Source organism: Pedobacter humicola, from assembly GCF_056490705.1.
Genome location: NZ_JBWJIG010000017.1, coordinates 40,016 through 56,728, shown reverse-complemented (window position 1 = coordinate 56,728; position 16,713 = coordinate 40,016). Strand labels below are relative to the sequence as shown.

Genomic DNA, 16,713 nt, shown 5'->3' with positions numbered 1-16,713 from the left:
GTATTAAATTTAAAGTATAGAGTATGGAAAATCAGAATGAAAGAAAATCGCTTTATAAAAATCAACCCGGAGTTGCTTTAAGAATGTATGCTAAAAAAGGGATGGGAGATGCATTATTTGAGTTAACCACTAATATGCATCATACGGGCGACCCTGACGGACCTGTTGACTGGGTTCTTTGCAGAACCAAAGATGAACCTGATACCTTATGGGCATTTGAGTTTTACAAAGACCAGGAATCTTTTGACAGACATTATTCAGACCCTGTAATTGATGAAGGACATCAGGCAGTTTTTGACCTTCTGGACGGTATGCCTTTAAGAGCAGAAATACATATCGTTTCAAGTGATAAAACAGCTATTAATTCCATATAAATATAAAGACCTAGCAACTATAAAAAGGTTATCAGGTGTATTGATAAGGCAGTAATGTCACCGCATGAATGTTCCTAAACGCTGATAACATGGCTACCCCTAAACCCCAATGGCCATGTAGAAAAGCCACAACATCATCTGACAAGCAAATTACTTGGTTATCGGTGTTTTAGGTTTTGGTACAGCCCGACAAGGTGAGGTTACACCAAACACTTTGATTTGTACCATTGGGTTTAAGCTGACTGCAACTGCATATTTTTAAAGTTTTCCATTACCGGTTTTTTGTACCGAATAAAAAATACAAGATTATGTTACTAAAAAACAAAAAAGTAGTCATTATTGGTGGTGGTCCGGGCGGACTAACGCTGGCGCGATTGCTTCAACAAAAAGGAGTTGATGTAAAGGTTTACGAACGCGATTTAGACCGAAATGTACGCACACAAGGCGCAACACTAGACCTTCACGAAAACTCAGGATTGAAAGCGCTTATCTCGGCAAATTTGCTAGATACGTTTAAAACGAAATACAGACCTGGTGCTGAAAAAGGGCGGGTAATCGATAAGGCAGGCAATATGCTTTTTGACGATCATGAAAAAAACCCGTCCGAAATTAATTTTGAAAGCCCTGATGCAAGACCTGAAATTGACCGCAGTGTTTTGCGTGATCTATTATTAGACGCTCTTAAGCCTGATGCCGCTGTGTGGGACAGTCATTTTGTGCACATGGCGCCAGTTGATAAGCAATGGGAGCTTACATTCAAGAATGGAGCAACAGTTTTGGCAGATGTAGTAATTGGGGCTGATGGAGCCAATTCGAAAATTCGTCCGTTTGTCACAAAAATTCAATCTTCTTATGCAGGCAGTACCATTGTGCAAGGAAACGTTGAAGACGCCAAAACAAAAGCGCCACGCATGTATGACTTGCTAAAAGGCGGAAAAATTTATGCCCACAGTGAAGGAAAGTACCTGCACGTATCAGCAAAAGGTGATGGCAGCATTGACTTTTACATCAGCAGCAGAGTGGATGAAAATTGGGCAAAGGATAACAACTACATCTTCTCAGATAGTTCACAATTAAACCAATGGTTTAAAACAACATTTGCCCAATGGAACGCGATATGGTTTGAGTTGTTTGAAAATGTAGATTTGCCAATGCTGATACGCCCGCAATATTGCATTCCTGTTGACCAAACCTGGGAAGCGCAACCCAACATTACGATACTTGGCGATGCCGCTCATATTATGGCTCCTTCGGGCGAAGGTGTAAATTTAGCAATGCTTGATGCACTTGAATTAAGCGAATGTCTTACCAACGAAAAATTTGATGATTTACAAAATGCCATTGCCGCCTACGAAAACTCAATGCGCCAAAGAGCCTCGATAGAAGCTGCAACATCGTCTGAAATGATCGAATGGATGCACGCTGAAAATGCACAGGAAAAAATGGTTAATCTGTTAAATGGGATAGAAGAGTAAAAAGACGGTATAAATAAAATGGCGATTGCATGGTCAAACACTCAAAAACGACAAGTAAATTCAGGATGAGTCAATATCCATATTGGTATTGAACCAAGTCAGCTGAGCCTGATCACCAATGCTGCTTTGACCGTACCAATATCTTTTCTTTGCCGCCAGAACCACCTTTCAGTATGATCACCATATCCTTATCGGATGTTGTTACTGCGTTAAGATATTTCACAAGGGATACAGAAGATGCAAATGACCCCGTCCAGGATACCTTACTCAAATCCCTCAGGTTCAGGGAAAGCTTCCGGGAAGGTTCGAATTTTAATTGTGCTTTTTCATCCAATCAGCTATAGCAGACTCACGATACCATTTATTACTTTTTTGCTTATTTAAACTAACAAGTTCCCCATTATAGCAAACTATTAAACTGTTTTTGGTGTTGAATAAAAAAACAGTGATTATGGCAGAGAACGAAAGCAAAAAAGAGCAGCAAAAAGAAGGATTGACCCACCAGGAACAATTGTCCCAAGCCGCATTGGGAAATAAACAGGCGGCCCAACCCTCGACAGATAATAACAGCGAAATACTTTCAACACCCAAAACATCCGGTACCGGAAGCAATCCATCAGCAGCTACTCCGCATTCGCTGATCGTACATGAGGATGAAAATGGGGAGAACAGATATGAGGAAGGCAGCACCGAGAACCTTGCCGAAGGAGAAGAATAACGAAATACTTCTATTATATGAAAAAAAACATCTGTATCCTCGAGGATGATCCCGGCATTACCGATATCATAGAAATCCTGCTTCTGGAAGAAGGATACGAGGTTGAAGGCTATTCTACAGTAAACGATTTTTTATCAAGAAAAGACCCGGGTCCGGATTTATTTATCCTTGACGTCATGCTTCCCGACGGGAATGGGCTGGAAGTCTGCAAGCTATTGAAATCAGACCGGGCGACAAAACATGTACCCATCCTCATGATGAGCGCACATGCCGACCTGCCCCAGATGACCGGTGGATGTACGGCTGAGGAATATGTGACCAAACCCTTCGATATCCATGTGCTGTTAAGGAAAATTTCCAGACAGGTCAACCGCTAAAAATGCTTTCCTCAAATTCGCTTAAAACAAAACTATTACAGCAGATTCATTGCGGTATGCCGGAACAAGTTTTTGACTTTTACATATTATATAAGATTTGGGGATTATTTAAGCCAATAAAAAACATAATACTATTATGCAGGATATAGACTGGACCAAGATTATGGTGGGTGAAGAAAAGTGGGGATTTCTGATCGAGATTGCCATACGCACCATATTGATGTATTTTATCATATTGATCGGATTAAGGCTTCTTGGCAAGCGCGGGGTAAGGCAGCTATCGGTATTTGAAATGGTTGTCATCATCAGCCTTGGTTCCGCTGCCGGGGACCCGATGTTCTATAAAGAAATCGGTCTGATGGTACCCGTGGCGATTTTCGCGATTATTGTAGGCGCCTACAGGCTTACCACATACCTGATGGCAAAAAGCAAGGGGTTTGACGACCTGGTTGAAGGCAAAGCAACATATTTCATTGAAGAGGGCATGTTTTCAGTTCATGAATTCCGGAAGGAAACCCTGGCCCAGGACGAATTCTTTGCCGAACTGAGGCAACAGGGCGTGTCCCACCTCGGTCAGGTTAAAACAGCCATACTGGAGACTTCTGGCTGCGTGAGCATCTTCTTTTTTCCAGATGACAAGGTGCAGCCGGGCCTGCCGATCCTGCCCAGAGAATTTGCCCTGGCATCCGATGTAATAGATCATGAGGGGCTTCATGCCTGTAGCTTTTGTGGAAAAGTTGAACACATCGGTAAAGGACAAAAAATCAAATGTACCAGTTGTCAGCATGATGAATGGGTAAAAGCAGATGACAGGCCGAGGATAAGATGACCTTGAGTGAGGTAACTGATACCTGCCCTTGCGCCATATTTTAACATTTGATATCAACTAAAGATCAATTCCATAGCCACCCTATACCCTGACCGATTTCACTAAAGGCGAATTGTACACAAATTGCCCAACGCTCTAAGGAATTCAAACCCATCAGATAGGTCGATGACCGCATCTCAAAATAATTAATGTCTTAGCCTTTTATTTTGGCATGAACTTAAAAAATTAAATAGAACAGTTGGGTGAAAAATCCCGATCTAAAAATCAGCGCCGTCCGTCTTGTCCGAAACAGCTCATCAGTTTGCAGCGAAACAGGGTGTCGGCATAAATGCAGAACGCACGGATACTTTTGCTGAAATAACCGCCAAACGGCCGATAAAGTATAAGGGCTAAAAAGATGATCAGGTAAGTGAAGTCGACCAATACCGAAGACTTAGCAAGAAACAAAAAACTCCTAAACCTTCCACTTTCTTCTTATGGTAGCTTAGGAGTTTCAACATGTCCAATGATCTATTATGCGTTTCCACTGGCATTTCCGGCAAGGTCCCCACCAACATCTTCCTCATCATCCGTTTCCCCGGTCAGGCCACGCTGCACATCATTGTCAAGGGCGCTTTTCCCGCGCATCTTTTTATAAGCTTCATTGATACTTATCTCCAGTACTGAGGCGATAACCTGAGCCGTCTTCTCATAAGAAGGCGATGCTGCTTTTAAAATATTAAAAAAATCCGATTGCGAGTAATTCATAGTGTCTTAGCCTGATCTAAATGCCGTATCCTCCAACCGCCGGATTATAATGCCGGCTTGTAGATTGGAATAGACAGCGTTAAATCTAGTAATAAAAAATATCCTTTAAGGATTATCTGTATTTTTTTTTATTCTCCTGCGATCCTCTTCACTATCCAACTAGCTTTTTAGTCCAATTTTAGTCCTGCAAAAGACACTTTTGACCTAAAATTGAATTCTAGGGTCACAAAGCCGTTTTGAAAGGTTCATCTATATGTTTTAGTTTTTGTATAATTGATCACTATAAACCTAAAACCAATGAAAAACAATTTACTATTTCTTTTGCTATTCCCCCTACTGATGGGAGCTTCCTGTAAAAAGGACAAGGACGACATATCGGTTGATTTCTCCTGTAAACTTAACGGCACTGTATGGAATCCTTTTACTGATGATTTTAAGCTCAGAGAAGCAGAAGCGCACCTGACCAATAACGGGACAGAGCTTTTTATCAAGGCCATTAATACAAAGTCAAGAGAAGACATTGGTTTTGGGATATACACCCAGGGAATCCCGATTGCTGTCGGCAAGTACATGCTCAACATGTCTACCATGCAATATGGTATTATAGTAAAAATGATTTTAAAGGCGAATTCAAAACAAAGACAGGTTTTGAAGGGGAAGCTGAGATCATTTCAATTGACAAATCCGGACGGAAAATCACAGGCCGGTTCCAGTTTAAATGTTTGAATGAAACTACCGGTGATTCAGTCACTATCACAGAAGGCCAGTTCAACCTGCAATATGTTGATTTCTAACCTGCCTTTGCATAAAAAATAGTTTTAACCAAAACATTTGTCTTTCCTTCAACATGGGTATTTCGGCAAAAGTGTACGCGCGTTTCGCATTTATGCTGACACCTTGTTTCGCTCCAAACTGTACGCCCTTATCCCAAGGTCAGGATTTCTTCACCCGGCAGTTCCAATAAAATTTCTAAGTTCAGGTCAAATTAAAGCCCCAGAGGTAAAATCGATACCTGGTGAAATCTTGCGCCCATCAGAATGGTTTTAAGCGCTTCTGAGCGTCCTTTTGACGGGTTTTATGGTTTCATCCGAAGGATGATGGAGTGGAAATCTAAGGAAATGCTTGAATTTTGAAGGCCAAACCGAAAGATTCGGAGCGCCTGGGGGAAGAAGTAAATTTGCAGCCAGACCGCTATGCGTTCAGAGGGAAAGGAATGACTTAGCAAAAATCCGGCAGCCGAATTCGCGTACAGTTTGGAGCGAAACGGAGTGTACAGTATTAGTGAAATACGCATCTACCCCTACGCGGGTTTCTTATATGTCCGCTATGTTCTAAATTATTGACGGGTAGTGCATCTAAAAGCCAAACAAAGCAGTACTATGCGTACTATCACTGCAGAAAAGGGTGTAAGTGTCGTTTCAGAGCCTCTAAAGTTAATAGCGCTTATATCAACGAACTAAAAAGCTATATTCCTATGCCTGATGTGCTGGATATCTATAAGCGAAAATTGATGGAAGCCTGGAAAGACCAAGCAGGACATGTTGATACCACTAGAAAGGAACTTATTTCACAAATAAAGGAAATGGAAGACAAGATTTCCTACATCAGAGAACTACTTGCTTCGCGGAAACTTGACCCCGAAGATTTTCGAGAAATGAAAAGCGATTATGCTCAAAAACTCGATAAGCTTGAGGCTAAGTTGAATGCATTTAATGGTGACCAGCCGGATATGCAGGATTTGCTTAAAAAGGGTCTTGCAAACCTGTTAAAGCTCGATTATCTGTTTACAAGTAAAGATTGTGAAGCGAAGCAAAGAATGATTAGTTCGATCTATCCTGAAAATCTTGTGTTTGACGGAGATCGGTTTCGAACTAATAGAACTAACGAAGTTGTAAAGTCAATCTATATGATTAACAAATAGTTAGGTCATAAAAAAAACTGAACTAAACAGTTTAAAAGCTGTTCAGTTCAGTGAAGTCGGGATGAGAAGATTCGAACTTCCGGCCTCCAGCACCCCATGCTGGCGCGATACCTGGCTACGCTACATCCCGATAGGAGCTCATAAATTACGCCAGCAAAAATATAAAAATTACAAATCAGGCAAAATAATATTGGTTACAATTTTAAATTGATAAGAATATTGTTGTTCTCCCGAACAATGACATCATGATCACTCTGGATTTCACAATGGAACATTTCCCCAATTATTTCGCAAATCAGGCAAAAGAAATTGAAAAAAGTTCCAACCTTACTGAATTTACACGACTATTTCCGGAAATTTTCTACCAGAGAAAAGAAAAGGCATAAAATTTCTGGAATTAAGAGGAACGATTGCTCCCTAAAAAAATAAGGGTGATTTTTACCAACCAATTAGGCGGGAAAGAGTATTACATATCAATATAGAACATCGATTTTACAGAAAGCAGACAGATGTTTTTTAGGTACAAGCAATTATGCATATCCTGTTGAAACAGGAAAATTTAAATAAATAGCGTGCCGGAAGCCCAAAATTTTAGTCTAGTTAGTTGATGATAGATGATCAAGGGGCAGCGTTGGATAACCTGCCTGTTCATCTTTCTGTCAGTAGGATAAATTTTTGGTAAGCAGCATATAACAGACGATAAGATACAATTCAGATTAACATGCTTCCAATTGGACAACATATTTTAAAATGGATAGCAAACTAATATAAAGAAAACAGACTAAAATATGAAAAAAAAGATTTTTACACTCGCAATCTCACTTTCAGTGGTTGCATTTGCACATGGACAGAACAAACCCGCAGGCAGTGCTGTTGGTGACAGCCTTAAACGGACACCGGGAACGGCATTGGGTTCAGGCTTAAAGGCGCAGCCCAAACCATACGATCAAGTTATTACCGCCAAAATCCAGAGCCGTAAGGGAATGATAACAACCCATAAACTAGAGGACAAGTATTTCTTTGAGATCGCGGATTCAATACTGGGAAGGGATATTCTGGTGGTTAGCAGGATATCCAAATCAGGAGCTGAAGTCAGGGCTGCCCAGGGTTATGCCGGTGATCAGATCGGGAGTGCAGTAATCAGGTTTGAAAAAGGACCGAATAACAGAATCTTTATGAGAAAAGTCAGTTACCGCACCTATGGTCCGGATAGCACAACAGCCATGTATCAGTCACTAAAGAATTCGAATATCCAGGCCATAGCAGCATCGTTTAATATCCTGGCTTACTCACCTGATAAGAAAGGAAGTGTAATCGACATTACAGATTATATTAACAGTGATAATGATATATTTTACTTTGGATCGTCCAGTGCAAAAAGCGGTTTAAGGCTCGGTACGCAGCTTCCCGACAGAAGTTACATTTTAGATATGAGAAGTTTTGCCAAGAATGTAGAAATCAATGTGGTGAAAACGTATAGCATGACCGCACCCCAGCTTGGCGCGGGGTTAGCCTTACCTATCGGTGGCGCAGCCCCATCGGGCTCATCAACGCTGGAGCTTAATGCATCATTGGTAATATTGCCAAAGGTACCTATGAAAGCACGGTATTACGACCCGCGTGTAGGTTATTTTGTAGTAGGATATACCGATTTTGACCTGAATCCACAGGGAGTAAAGGAGATTCAACTGGTAAAGCGCTGGAGATTGGAACCAAAGGCTTCGGATATGGCGAAATACAAACGCGGAGAACTGGTAGAGCCTGCTAAACCAATTATTTTCTACATAGATCCTGCTACCCCTAAAAAATGGATACCTTATCTAAAGGCTGGTGTAAACGATTGGGCGAAAGCTTTTGAATCAGCAGGTTTTAAAAATGCTGTTCTCGCGAAGGAAGCGCCAAGTTATAAACAAGATTCTACATGGAGTATTGATGACGCAAGCCACTCGGCCATTATTTACAAGCCGTCAGAAATCGCAAATGCCAGTGGTCCGAGTATCTCAGATCCACGGAGCGGTGAAATTATAGAAAGCCATATCAATTGGTTCCATAATGTACAAAAGCTGGTACATGACTGGTATATGATCCAGGCTGCAGCGATTGATCCCCGTGCCAGAAAAATGACTTTCAGCGATGAGTTGATGGGCGACCTGATCCGTTTTGTCTCTTCACATGAGGTTGGCCATACACTTGGCCTCCGCCACAATTATGGATCAAGCGCTACAGTTCCGACAGAATTTTTAAGAGACAAAAAATGGGTTGAAGCAAATGGACACACTCCATCGATAATGGATTACGCCCGGTTTAATTACGTCGCACAACCCGAGGATCATATAGGGCCAAAGGGAATCTATCCACGGATCGGCGATTATGATAAATGGGCCATCAACTGGGGCTATAGATATTTTCAGGACACGAAAATTCCACAAGAAGAGGTTGCAACCCTAAATAAAATGACCATTGAGGCGGCCAAAAACCCGAGACTTTGGTTCGGTACGGAACAGAATCCTGATGATCCAAGGTCACAGAACGAAGATCTTTCTGACAACGCCATGAAAGCCAGCGAATACGGCATCAAAAACTTGAAATTCATCCTTAAACATTTACCTGAATGGACTAAAGAGGAAGCTGATGGCTATGACAACCTGGATAACATGTATGCTCAACTCATCGGTCAGTTTCAGAGATATATAGGGCATGTTTCAAAAAATATAGGCGGCATATACGAGACTCCGAAAACTGTTGAACAGGCAGGCACAGTATATGAGCGAACTCCGGCATCTAAACAAAAGGAAGCTATGGCGTTTTTAAATAACCAGCTCTTCAATACTCCTATCTGGTTAGTTGAAAAGCCAATATTGGACAATATTGGTCAGAATGGCCCTGAAATTGTAGGAAAGTTGCAAAATTCAGCGTTAAGCAAAATCTTAAGCGTTGCAACCTTAAACAAACTGGTTAACGCCGAAACTTTAGACGGGCCAGACGCCTATAAAATAGGTGATTTATTTTCTGACCTGAATAATGCCATTTTCAGCGAACTAACAAGAAACCAACCGATTGATAGTTATAGACGAACCCTTCAAAAAATGTATATTGATAAACTGGTTGCAATTATTTCTGCAACGCCCAATGCAGTTTCTCAAAATGCACTAAGGCTGCCCGGTCAAGGAAGCAGTAATGCAGCTAGCGATGTATCAGCAATGGTTAAAGGCCAGCTCAGATATCTTGATAAGCTCATTAAATCCAAGATCGCCGGAGAAGGTATCATAAAATATCACCTTGAAGACCTCTCAGACCGGATAAATAGTGCGCTCGACACCAAAAAGAGTTAGTAAGACCTATAAAATCTCCTCAGTTGTTTTTCAATTGAGGAGATTTTTTTTAGAAAAGAAATTTAAATTGGGTAGGCGGTATGGCTTTTAGGCTCTGATAAGACAAAATAACTCTGCACGGTGGTTATGTTTGGCACAGTTGCTAGTTTATTGCGCAAAAATTCATGATAGGCGTCCATATCACGGGTGGCGATACGCAGGATAAAATCATGAGCTCCTGTCATTTGAAGGCACTCCATTACCTCGGAAAACTTTGAAACCTCAGTTTCGAAATCGATAAGCGTGCTTGCTGTATGTTCTTTAAGTAATACATGCGAAAATGCAACAAGACTACAGTTTATTTTTTTCCGGTCCAAAATGGCAACTGTCCTCATGATATATCCATTCTCCTTTAACCTTTTTACCCTTTCATGGATGGTAGCTATGGATTTATGCAAGTTAAAAGAAAGTTCCTTATTGGTTAAGGATGCATCATATTGTAGTAGTCTGAGAATTTGGAGATCTGTTGGATCCAGTTCTGATTGGTTCATGATCTATTCGAGTTTAAACACTTGCAATTGCTTGGCAATGCCTAGGAAGATTAACAAATCCGCCTTTTTCTGAAAGCTAGCCCCCTTTTACGTTTAGTGTAGATAAGAATAAAAAGTGGCCGTTAACGCTACGGATTACCTAAGGGCAACGCAGGTAAATTTCCGGTAAAGGATACCGTAATGGAACATGCCAGTGCTTTTTTTTAAGCCTCTGGCATGTTAGTTTTTCATAGGAGGAAGAGCTGTTTATAATAATTTTTCTAACTGCTTCACCAGGTTTTCGCCCCTAAGGCCAACAGCTACGATTTTCCCCTGCGGATCTATTAGATAATTCATGGGTATCGACTGAACATCATAGGCACGGGCTGCAACATTATCCCAGCCTTTAAGATCAGATACCTGTTTCCAGGGGAGCCTATCCTTGGCAATAGCGGCAAGCCACTCTTTTTTTGCGCTTTCTTTATCCAGTGATACCGATAAAACAGTAAACTTATGGTCTTTAAATTTTTCGTATGCATTCAGCACATGAGGATTTTCTGCCCTGCACGGAACACACCAGGAAGCCCAGAAATCCAAAAGAACATATTGACCACGGTAATCTGATAAGTTGACGGGTTTTCCCTCAACATCGTTCATGGTGAAATCAATGGCAGTTTTACCTATACCTAATTTTAGCGCACCGGCAATAAGCCCCGAAACACGTTTCCCGTCTTTTGAGTCCTGCCATTCTTTTGGAAAAGTTCGCGAAATCATTTCCATTTCTTCAACATGGTCAGCAAAAAAATTAGGATTGGCAAAACCGTTCATCAGATCAAAAGAAACAACCGAATTGGGGTTGCTGCGCATAAAATCAAGGCATGCCTGATTACGCTTTTCAACTATCTCATCATTGTTAGCTGTGCTTCCAGTACGTTCTACATGGTTGAGGGATTTCTGAAGTCTGGCAAATTCTTCCTGCTCCCGGCCACCTGCTATCCTTGCAGACTGCAAATCGCTGCCTGAAATGGTGGTGTTCCCGTCGCAAAGATAAAACTGTCTGTTTTCTCCCTTTTTCTTACTTAGCTCAATCTGCTCCCTGGAATATCCAATAAAAATAAAAACCTTCACCGGTTTTTGAAAATTGCCTTTTACTTCAAATTTGCCCTGCCGAACACGGGTTGTATCATACTTCAGGCTTTTTCCGTCGTGGTAACTTAACAATACGGTATTATTCTCAAACACGGGGCTGCTGACCGCTCCTTTAAGGTTAAAGGCCTTTTGGGCCATTGCACTGCCAAACAACAGTACACAAGAACAGCAAACTGTGAAGAACCTGATACATAATAATTTTGACATCGTAAAAAATCTAGTTTAAAAGTGATTGAATTTTATTATACAGTGTTTCTTCACGAAGGTTGGTAGCCACGATTTTGCCATGTGCATCTACGAGCACATTTTGAGGTATTGCACGGATATTGTAGAGAGCGGCTGCCGGCTCTTTCCAGCCCTTAAGACTGGAAACATGGTACCATGGCATTCCATCGCTCTGGATTGCTGCTTTCCACTTACTCCCGTTATCATCAAGCGAAACACTCAGAACTGTGAAACCTTTATCCTTGAATGCATTAAAGGTTTTAACAACATTTGGATTCTCTTTCCTGCATGGACCACACCAGCTCGCCCAAAAATCCACCAAGGTATATTTGTTTTTGCTGACCACATCTTTCAAGCTCAGTTCTGTTCCCTCCGGTGTAGTCGAAACAAAATCCTTAAACTGTTCCCCTGTCAGCTTTCCCTTTACTGTAAGCAGCCTACCCTCAAGTTCTTTACCTAGTGGGCTCTGCTTTATCCGTTCACTCAGTCTATCGAAGAATGGATATGTTGCCTCGTAATTAAGCAGGCTTTGGGGAGAGTTTTTGTTCAAAAAGTATAGCGAAACATAGGAGTCGGGATTTTCGGCTAAAAATTTATGGATCGCTTCACGCTTTTGAAACCTGTAACTGTCAAATCCGGCCATTAACTTTTTGATATAAGCCTTTTTTGCTTCCCCTTCCGGCATCTGCTTGTAAAAAAGCAATCCATTGATTAACTTATCGTCAAGTGGCCTGATGACTTTGGCCAACTGTTCATAGGCCTTCACCATCTCCCCACCAGCGACCGTGGCATAACGGATCGAATCCTTTGTTGATACATTGACTGTTCCTCCTGCAAGGAAAAGATCTATACGGTCGCCGTCATCTTCATTACCTAAGGTAACTTTGCCAGCCACTGGCCGGTCTAGCTTACCAGTGAAAGTAAACCTGCCATTATCGATTTTTGTGCTGTCCACAAATTTTTCGTCATTATCCTTTGTATAGTAGAGTCTAATGATTTTTTTGTTATACTGTGGATTCACAGTCCCTTTTATGGTATACTGGATAGCCTGGCTGAAGCTGATAAAAGGAAACAGGATTATAACCAGGACAATAATAAGTTGTTTAAGTTTCATAATTTTCTTTATTTAAATAAGTTAATTAACTGCACGCCAGTTGATATCTTTTACCTTCACCAATCCGCTCCAGGTACTTTTAGGCTGAAGCTGAATGTCAACAAGGTTTGGATTGGTTCCGACGGTATATCTACGAAGAGTGCCTTTAGTGGTGTTATTATAGGTTGCAATGTATAGGCTGTTGGATGCAAAATCTATCTGGGTATCGAATTTGAGCATGCTGATCTCATCAGTACCCACTTCAGGAAATGTATAGAGCTTTTCGAAACCTGGATTATAATCATAAGCATATAAAGTATTGCCTGATGCATAAAAAATCACCGAGCGGTTAGAAGAAAAAGCATAAAATTTAGCTTTATCGAAGTCCGTCGCCAACGATTTCACTGTATAAAGCGCACGTTTAGCAGGATTGGTACCATTTGCATAAAACTTATAAATGTGATGCGTGTTATCCACATCTTTCATAATTGCAAAAGAATTGCCATTTGTCGATCCGCCATCTGTATTACGGGTATTTTCGGCATAAACAAGCGTGCGGCCTGCCGGCTGGTTCCACGGAAAGGCGCCTCCAGCAACATCGGGCAGCACCGTAGATGCAACGGCGCTCCCAATCCCGGTAAAGTTGAGAAAACGATTGTTCTGGGTATCGTACCACATTACTGAGCTCATGCTGTTGATTGGATATAAAAGATATGGGGCGGCCGGGATGCGGGTTTGCTGATCTGTTGCGAGACGGTTGACCGGGTTATTAAAATAGTCTCCGCCGAGAAGCAACGGAACGCCTGCAAATAGATCTCCGCCCTTAGTGATAATGGCCCGATAAAGTGTACTTCCAATAGCGCCTGCGGCAGTACGGATTTGAGGAGCAAGCACTACAGGCTGAAGGGTCTGGGGATCAATGGGATCAGATATATAGAGTGTTTTGGCGAAGTTACTGCCTGTTTTATAACTCATGGTTGCCCGGTCCAAAAAGTAAGATCCGCTTTTGGTAAATACCCAAAGTTTAATATAGGCCTCCGTACCACCTGTATGCACCAAACTTACAGGTTCCCGCAGCCGTGGTAGACCACTAAGCGAAAGCAAATTTTTGATATGAATCGTATCTTTCAGCATAGAAAGCATTTCCGCTTCTGCGTAGCCCTCCGGGTCCTCACCCATAATAAGCAGTCCTCTCGAATAAGGCGTACTCACATTTATTTTTGTATTGGCAATCCAGGTAACCCCCGTTTGCCTGTCGACTACACGGTAAAAAAGATCGTAAGGCACTGCATTCAGGCGAACCGGATATACCAGATCCCTTTTTCTTCCAATAGTATCAAAATCAAAACTTCCTGTTTTCACTATCCAGTAATAGTTGTAACGGGTGGTGTCAGCGCCATCCATTGTAGCGCTGATCTGAGGTTTGATGCGTAGTGTATCAATTCCGGTGCGCACAACATATTCGGCATTTACCCCTTTGATGTTCAGCTCATTAATGACCTGGTAATCATAATTGCCCTTGTCCTTTTTGCAGGAGCCGGTTGAAATCATCAGCGCAAGCATTAGTATGTAATAATATATTTTCATGTTTTTATCTATTTAAGCGTTAAGTATTAAGGTACCCAGGGCACACCAACAATAGTTGTCCAAGGCACCGATCCGATAAACATTAGCCTTCCGTCATCTTCAAGTACGGGATTCTTGGCATCAAAACGCTGTTTCAGAATAGTAGCGGCATCATTTGCCACTAAAAAATATCTTGCCTGCGGCATGGTTTCAGCACTTGCAAAATCTTCGTAAGTCAATCCCAGGTTATCAATTAAAAATTCCATTTTTTTTCTGGTAAAAACCCCGAACAAACCAGACTCCCTATTTCCAGGCTGTAGCGAACCGGGCCATACGGAAGGCTGTACCATAATATCATTTATCCTTAAAGTATGCAGGCTGGCATCAAACTCCGGAACAATTGTACCGCCCGTAAGTGAGGGGATAGCATCCCATTCGGGGAAGGACAATTTAAAATCCTTGGTCTCCACTAAACGCAGTCCAAGTGTTATTGGTGTGATTTCAAGATCAGGGGTACGTTTTAACCGGACAATAACATTTGCGGTAATCCCGCCCGCTGGTATCTTGATCTCTGTTTGGATAGGATCATAATGTTTTCCTACAATTGCAGTAGTCGAATCAGGGTTAACCTCGACACGGAAACTGCGTTCATAATCCTTTACCGGCCCTGTAATCATCACTTTTACAGGAAAATCTACCACGTCTTTGCCAATACTTACAAATTCGACACTACTGAACGGCTGGTACGGCCAAAGGGCAATGCTATAAGCCTTGGTACCACTCTGTACCGCAAAATAAACACCTTCAACCCCCTGGTATGACATCATTTCTTTTTTGCATCCCATCATGAACATCAATTGGAAAAGCAAAATGTAAACTGTTAATCTTTTCATGCGCTGGTTCTTTTAAATTAATTTCTTTGAGAGATTTCGCTATCGGGAAGGGGAACGGTATAGTTGTTCAGCACCATCGTTTTTTCCGGTGTGATTGGGACGGTTGCATTATTGGGTAGTGACTGAAATGAATTTCTCTTATAAAAAAAGAACATTTGCCCCTCACCTAACATTTCCCTACGGAATTCTTTCCCGATCTCTACCTTTAGCAATGCCGAACTGATTGGGGTGAGACTTACACAGTTGCGGGCGGTACGAAGCTTATTAAAGTAAGAAGTTGCCGTAGCAAGGTCTGGCTGGCATTCTGCCGCGATAAGTAACACTTCAGATAGGCGAATCAGCGGCATCATGTAGCGGCCCGGGGCATCAACAATATCTGCAAATTTCATATTTGTTGTAGCGGTAACCGCACCTGATGATGCACTCTGCCAAACTCTGCGGCGATAGTCATTTGCATCATCATAAATAGAATTTACACGTGCTTCATTTACATCGCCATTGCTGAAAGAAAGTTTGCTGTTCACGGGCAGATTTACATCAAACAACCGAGTATACATCTGAGAACGGTTAATGTTGTATAAAGAAAACATTACTTCAGTTGAGAACATCCGGTCAGGCTTCTCAACATTTGTTGCGGCCGCAAAAGTAACATAAGGGAACACGGTTTTCGTTGGCGACTGCACTTCTGTAAGGAGTTCTTCTGCCTGTACGAGTGCCTCTGTTTTTTTTGACTGCCATAAATATGCCCGCGCCAAAAGTGCCTTTGCGGCATAATAATTTAACCGGTACTGGCGATAATAAAGATCATTCGGTCCGCCGGTATTGGCTGCATTTCTCACCCCTTCGGTCCGGATGGGATCTGACTTGGCCAGGAGCAACAGGGAAGCTTTCAAGTCACCTGTAAGAAGTTCCATCACCTTTTCCGAGCCCGTTATGGGAGTAATCTCAAAGCCTGTTTTGTTTACATAAGGTATCGCTGGTTTTGCTTTTGTTTCCTCCGAATACGCCGGGCCAAAGAGCCTAAGCATATCCAGGTGAAGCATGGCGCGCAGTGCGAGCGTTTCTCCCTTGATAACCCCATAATAAGGCTCTGGAAGCTTGCTGCTGGGCGCATCCCCACATTTTTCGAGAATCACATTACAGTTTGCGATCAACTCATAGGCTTTCTTCCAGGTATTGTCAAAAGTGGTCTTAACTACAGCGTCCCCATACACAAAGGTTGTATAATTGTAATACGTATGTACCGAACTGCTGATGTAATAATACTGGGCAAGGACATCGATCGTTCCGGTTGACATATCCTGTCCGTACAGATTGGTATTGGCAAGTTCTACGTAAACGCCGTTTAAGGCCTTCATGTAGCCATCCTTATCGACAAAAAGCTGATCCTCACCGAGGCGGTCGCTGGGCTTTACCTCAACCCACTTTTTGCAGGAGAGTGAAAGCAGGCTCAAAAAGAGGTAAATAAATACTTTATAAAATATTTTCATTGTTTGGGTTTTTAG

General features: G+C 41.9%; 16 protein-coding genes and 1 tRNA gene. 9 read left to right on the top strand and 8 right to left on the bottom strand.

Annotated elements, in window-relative coordinates:
- The first annotated feature begins 23 nt into the window (after positions 1–23).
- The 6 genes from AC04Q1_RS21960 to AC04Q1_RS21935 all read left to right on the top strand — a co-directional run bounded on the left by AC04Q1_RS21960 (position 24) and on the right by AC04Q1_RS21935 (position 3,773).
- Entirely contained in the window at positions 24–374 is a 351-nt protein-coding gene (locus AC04Q1_RS21960; protein WP_478366689.1) for a putative quinol monooxygenase, read from the top strand.
- Positions 375–682: 308 nt separating this feature from the next.
- Positions 683–1,849: an FAD-dependent oxidoreductase gene (locus tag AC04Q1_RS21955; protein WP_478366688.1), complete on the top strand. Its 1,167-nt coding sequence runs from the start codon at positions 683–685 to the stop codon at positions 1,847–1,849.
- Positions 1,850–2,022: 173 nt separating this feature from the next.
- Entirely contained in the window at positions 2,023–2,193 is a 171-nt protein-coding gene (locus tag AC04Q1_RS21950; protein WP_478366687.1) for a sigma factor, read from the top strand.
- A gap of 107 nt (positions 2,194–2,300) precedes the next feature.
- Positions 2,301–2,567 carry a hypothetical protein gene (locus AC04Q1_RS21945; protein ID WP_478366686.1) on the top strand — a complete coding sequence of 89 codons (267 nt, stop codon included), beginning with the start codon at positions 2,301–2,303 and terminating at the stop codon, positions 2,565–2,567.
- Between the two features lie 17 nt (positions 2,568–2,584).
- Entirely contained in the window at positions 2,585–2,944 is a 360-nt protein-coding gene (locus AC04Q1_RS21940) for a response regulator transcription factor (RefSeq protein WP_478366685.1), read from the top strand.
- 136 nt (positions 2,945–3,080) lie between these two features.
- Positions 3,081–3,773, top strand: a complete 693-nt coding sequence (locus tag AC04Q1_RS21935) for a DUF421 domain-containing protein (RefSeq protein WP_478366684.1) — start codon at positions 3,081–3,083, stop codon at positions 3,771–3,773.
- A 513-nt stretch (positions 3,774–4,286) separates the two neighbouring features.
- Here AC04Q1_RS21935 and AC04Q1_RS21930 read toward each other — a convergent pair.
- Positions 4,287–4,520, bottom strand: coding sequence for a hypothetical protein (locus tag AC04Q1_RS21930; RefSeq protein ID WP_478366683.1), 234 nt, complete (start codon positions 4,518–4,520; stop codon positions 4,287–4,289).
- A gap of 297 nt (positions 4,521–4,817) precedes the next feature.
- Between AC04Q1_RS21930 and AC04Q1_RS21925 the strand changes: the two genes are divergently transcribed.
- Together AC04Q1_RS21925 and AC04Q1_RS21920 are read left to right on the top strand one after the other, a co-directional pair.
- A complete protein-coding gene (locus tag AC04Q1_RS21925; RefSeq protein WP_478366682.1) occupies positions 4,818–5,246 on the top strand; it encodes a hypothetical protein in 429 nt (142 codons plus the stop codon).
- A 748-nt stretch (positions 5,247–5,994) separates the two neighbouring features.
- On the top strand, positions 5,995–6,441 hold the full coding sequence (locus tag AC04Q1_RS21920; protein ID WP_478366681.1) for a hypothetical protein: 447 nt from the start codon (positions 5,995–5,997) through the stop codon (positions 6,439–6,441).
- Positions 6,442–6,497: 56 nt separating this feature from the next.
- Here AC04Q1_RS21920 and AC04Q1_RS21915 read toward each other — a convergent pair.
- Positions 6,498–6,571, bottom strand: a tRNA-Pro gene (locus AC04Q1_RS21915).
- A 658-nt stretch (positions 6,572–7,229) separates the two neighbouring features.
- Between AC04Q1_RS21915 and AC04Q1_RS21910 the strand changes: the two genes are divergently transcribed.
- A complete protein-coding gene (locus AC04Q1_RS21910) occupies positions 7,230–9,773 on the top strand; it encodes a zinc-dependent metalloprotease (protein WP_478366680.1) in 2,544 nt (847 codons plus the stop codon).
- Between the two features lie 62 nt (positions 9,774–9,835).
- On the opposite strand, the gene AC04Q1_RS21905 is transcribed toward AC04Q1_RS21910, so the two are convergent.
- The 6 genes from AC04Q1_RS21905 to AC04Q1_RS21880 all read right to left on the bottom strand — a co-directional run bounded on the left by AC04Q1_RS21905 (position 9,836) and on the right by AC04Q1_RS21880 (position 16,698).
- Complete coding sequence (locus AC04Q1_RS21905; protein ID WP_478366679.1) at positions 9,836–10,303, bottom strand: Lrp/AsnC family transcriptional regulator; 468 nt, start codon at positions 10,301–10,303, stop codon at positions 9,836–9,838.
- Positions 10,304–10,549: 246 nt separating this feature from the next.
- Complete coding sequence (locus tag AC04Q1_RS21900; RefSeq protein ID WP_478366678.1) at positions 10,550–11,638, bottom strand: redoxin domain-containing protein; 1,089 nt, start codon at positions 11,636–11,638, stop codon at positions 10,550–10,552.
- A 10-nt stretch (positions 11,639–11,648) separates the two neighbouring features.
- Complete coding sequence (locus AC04Q1_RS21895) at positions 11,649–12,770, bottom strand: redoxin domain-containing protein (protein ID WP_478366677.1); 1,122 nt, start codon at positions 12,768–12,770, stop codon at positions 11,649–11,651.
- 21 nt (positions 12,771–12,791) lie between these two features.
- Complete coding sequence (locus AC04Q1_RS21890) at positions 12,792–14,336, bottom strand: PKD-like family lipoprotein (RefSeq protein ID WP_478366676.1); 1,545 nt, start codon at positions 14,334–14,336, stop codon at positions 12,792–12,794.
- Between the two features lie 26 nt (positions 14,337–14,362).
- Positions 14,363–15,208, bottom strand: a complete 846-nt coding sequence (locus AC04Q1_RS21885) for a DUF4843 domain-containing protein (protein ID WP_478366675.1) — start codon at positions 15,206–15,208, stop codon at positions 14,363–14,365.
- 17 nt (positions 15,209–15,225) lie between these two features.
- A complete protein-coding gene (locus AC04Q1_RS21880) occupies positions 15,226–16,698 on the bottom strand; it encodes a RagB/SusD family nutrient uptake outer membrane protein (protein WP_478366674.1) in 1,473 nt (490 codons plus the stop codon).
- Positions 16,699–16,713 lie beyond the last annotated feature (15 nt).

Excerpts from the sequence above, each read along its gene's own strand:
- AC04Q1_RS21880 (WP_478366674.1), bottom strand. The coding sequence starts at position 16,698 with ATGAAAATATTTTATAAAGTATTTATTTACCTCTTTTTGAGCCTGCTT.
- AC04Q1_RS21950 (WP_478366687.1), top strand. The coding sequence starts at position 2,023 with ATGATCACCATATCCTTATCGGATGTTGTTACTGCGTTAAGATATTTC.
- AC04Q1_RS21910 (WP_478366680.1), top strand. The coding sequence starts at position 7,230 with ATGAAAAAAAAGATTTTTACACTCGCAATCTCACTTTCAGTGGTTGCA.
- AC04Q1_RS21920 (WP_478366681.1), top strand. The coding sequence starts at position 5,995 with ATGCCTGATGTGCTGGATATCTATAAGCGAAAATTGATGGAAGCCTGG.
- AC04Q1_RS21900 (WP_478366678.1), bottom strand. The coding sequence starts at position 11,638 with ATGTCAAAATTATTATGTATCAGGTTCTTCACAGTTTGCTGTTCTTGT.
- AC04Q1_RS21955 (WP_478366688.1), top strand. The coding sequence starts at position 683 with ATGTTACTAAAAAACAAAAAAGTAGTCATTATTGGTGGTGGTCCGGGC.
- AC04Q1_RS21905 (WP_478366679.1), bottom strand. The coding sequence starts at position 10,303 with ATGAACCAATCAGAACTGGATCCAACAGATCTCCAAATTCTCAGACTA.
- AC04Q1_RS21895 (WP_478366677.1), bottom strand. The coding sequence starts at position 12,770 with ATGAAACTTAAACAACTTATTATTGTCCTGGTTATAATCCTGTTTCCT.
- AC04Q1_RS21925 (WP_478366682.1), top strand. The coding sequence starts at position 4,818 with ATGAAAAACAATTTACTATTTCTTTTGCTATTCCCCCTACTGATGGGA.
- AC04Q1_RS21930 (WP_478366683.1), bottom strand. The coding sequence starts at position 4,520 with ATGAATTACTCGCAATCGGATTTTTTTAATATTTTAAAAGCAGCATCG.
- AC04Q1_RS21960 (WP_478366689.1), top strand. The coding sequence starts at position 24 with ATGGAAAATCAGAATGAAAGAAAATCGCTTTATAAAAATCAACCCGGA.
- AC04Q1_RS21935 (WP_478366684.1), top strand. The coding sequence starts at position 3,081 with ATGCAGGATATAGACTGGACCAAGATTATGGTGGGTGAAGAAAAGTGG.
- AC04Q1_RS21885 (WP_478366675.1), bottom strand. The coding sequence starts at position 15,208 with ATGAAAAGATTAACAGTTTACATTTTGCTTTTCCAATTGATGTTCATG.
- AC04Q1_RS21940 (WP_478366685.1), top strand. The coding sequence starts at position 2,585 with ATGAAAAAAAACATCTGTATCCTCGAGGATGATCCCGGCATTACCGAT.
- AC04Q1_RS21945 (WP_478366686.1), top strand. The coding sequence starts at position 2,301 with ATGGCAGAGAACGAAAGCAAAAAAGAGCAGCAAAAAGAAGGATTGACC.
- AC04Q1_RS21890 (WP_478366676.1), bottom strand. The coding sequence starts at position 14,336 with ATGAAAATATATTATTACATACTAATGCTTGCGCTGATGATTTCAACC.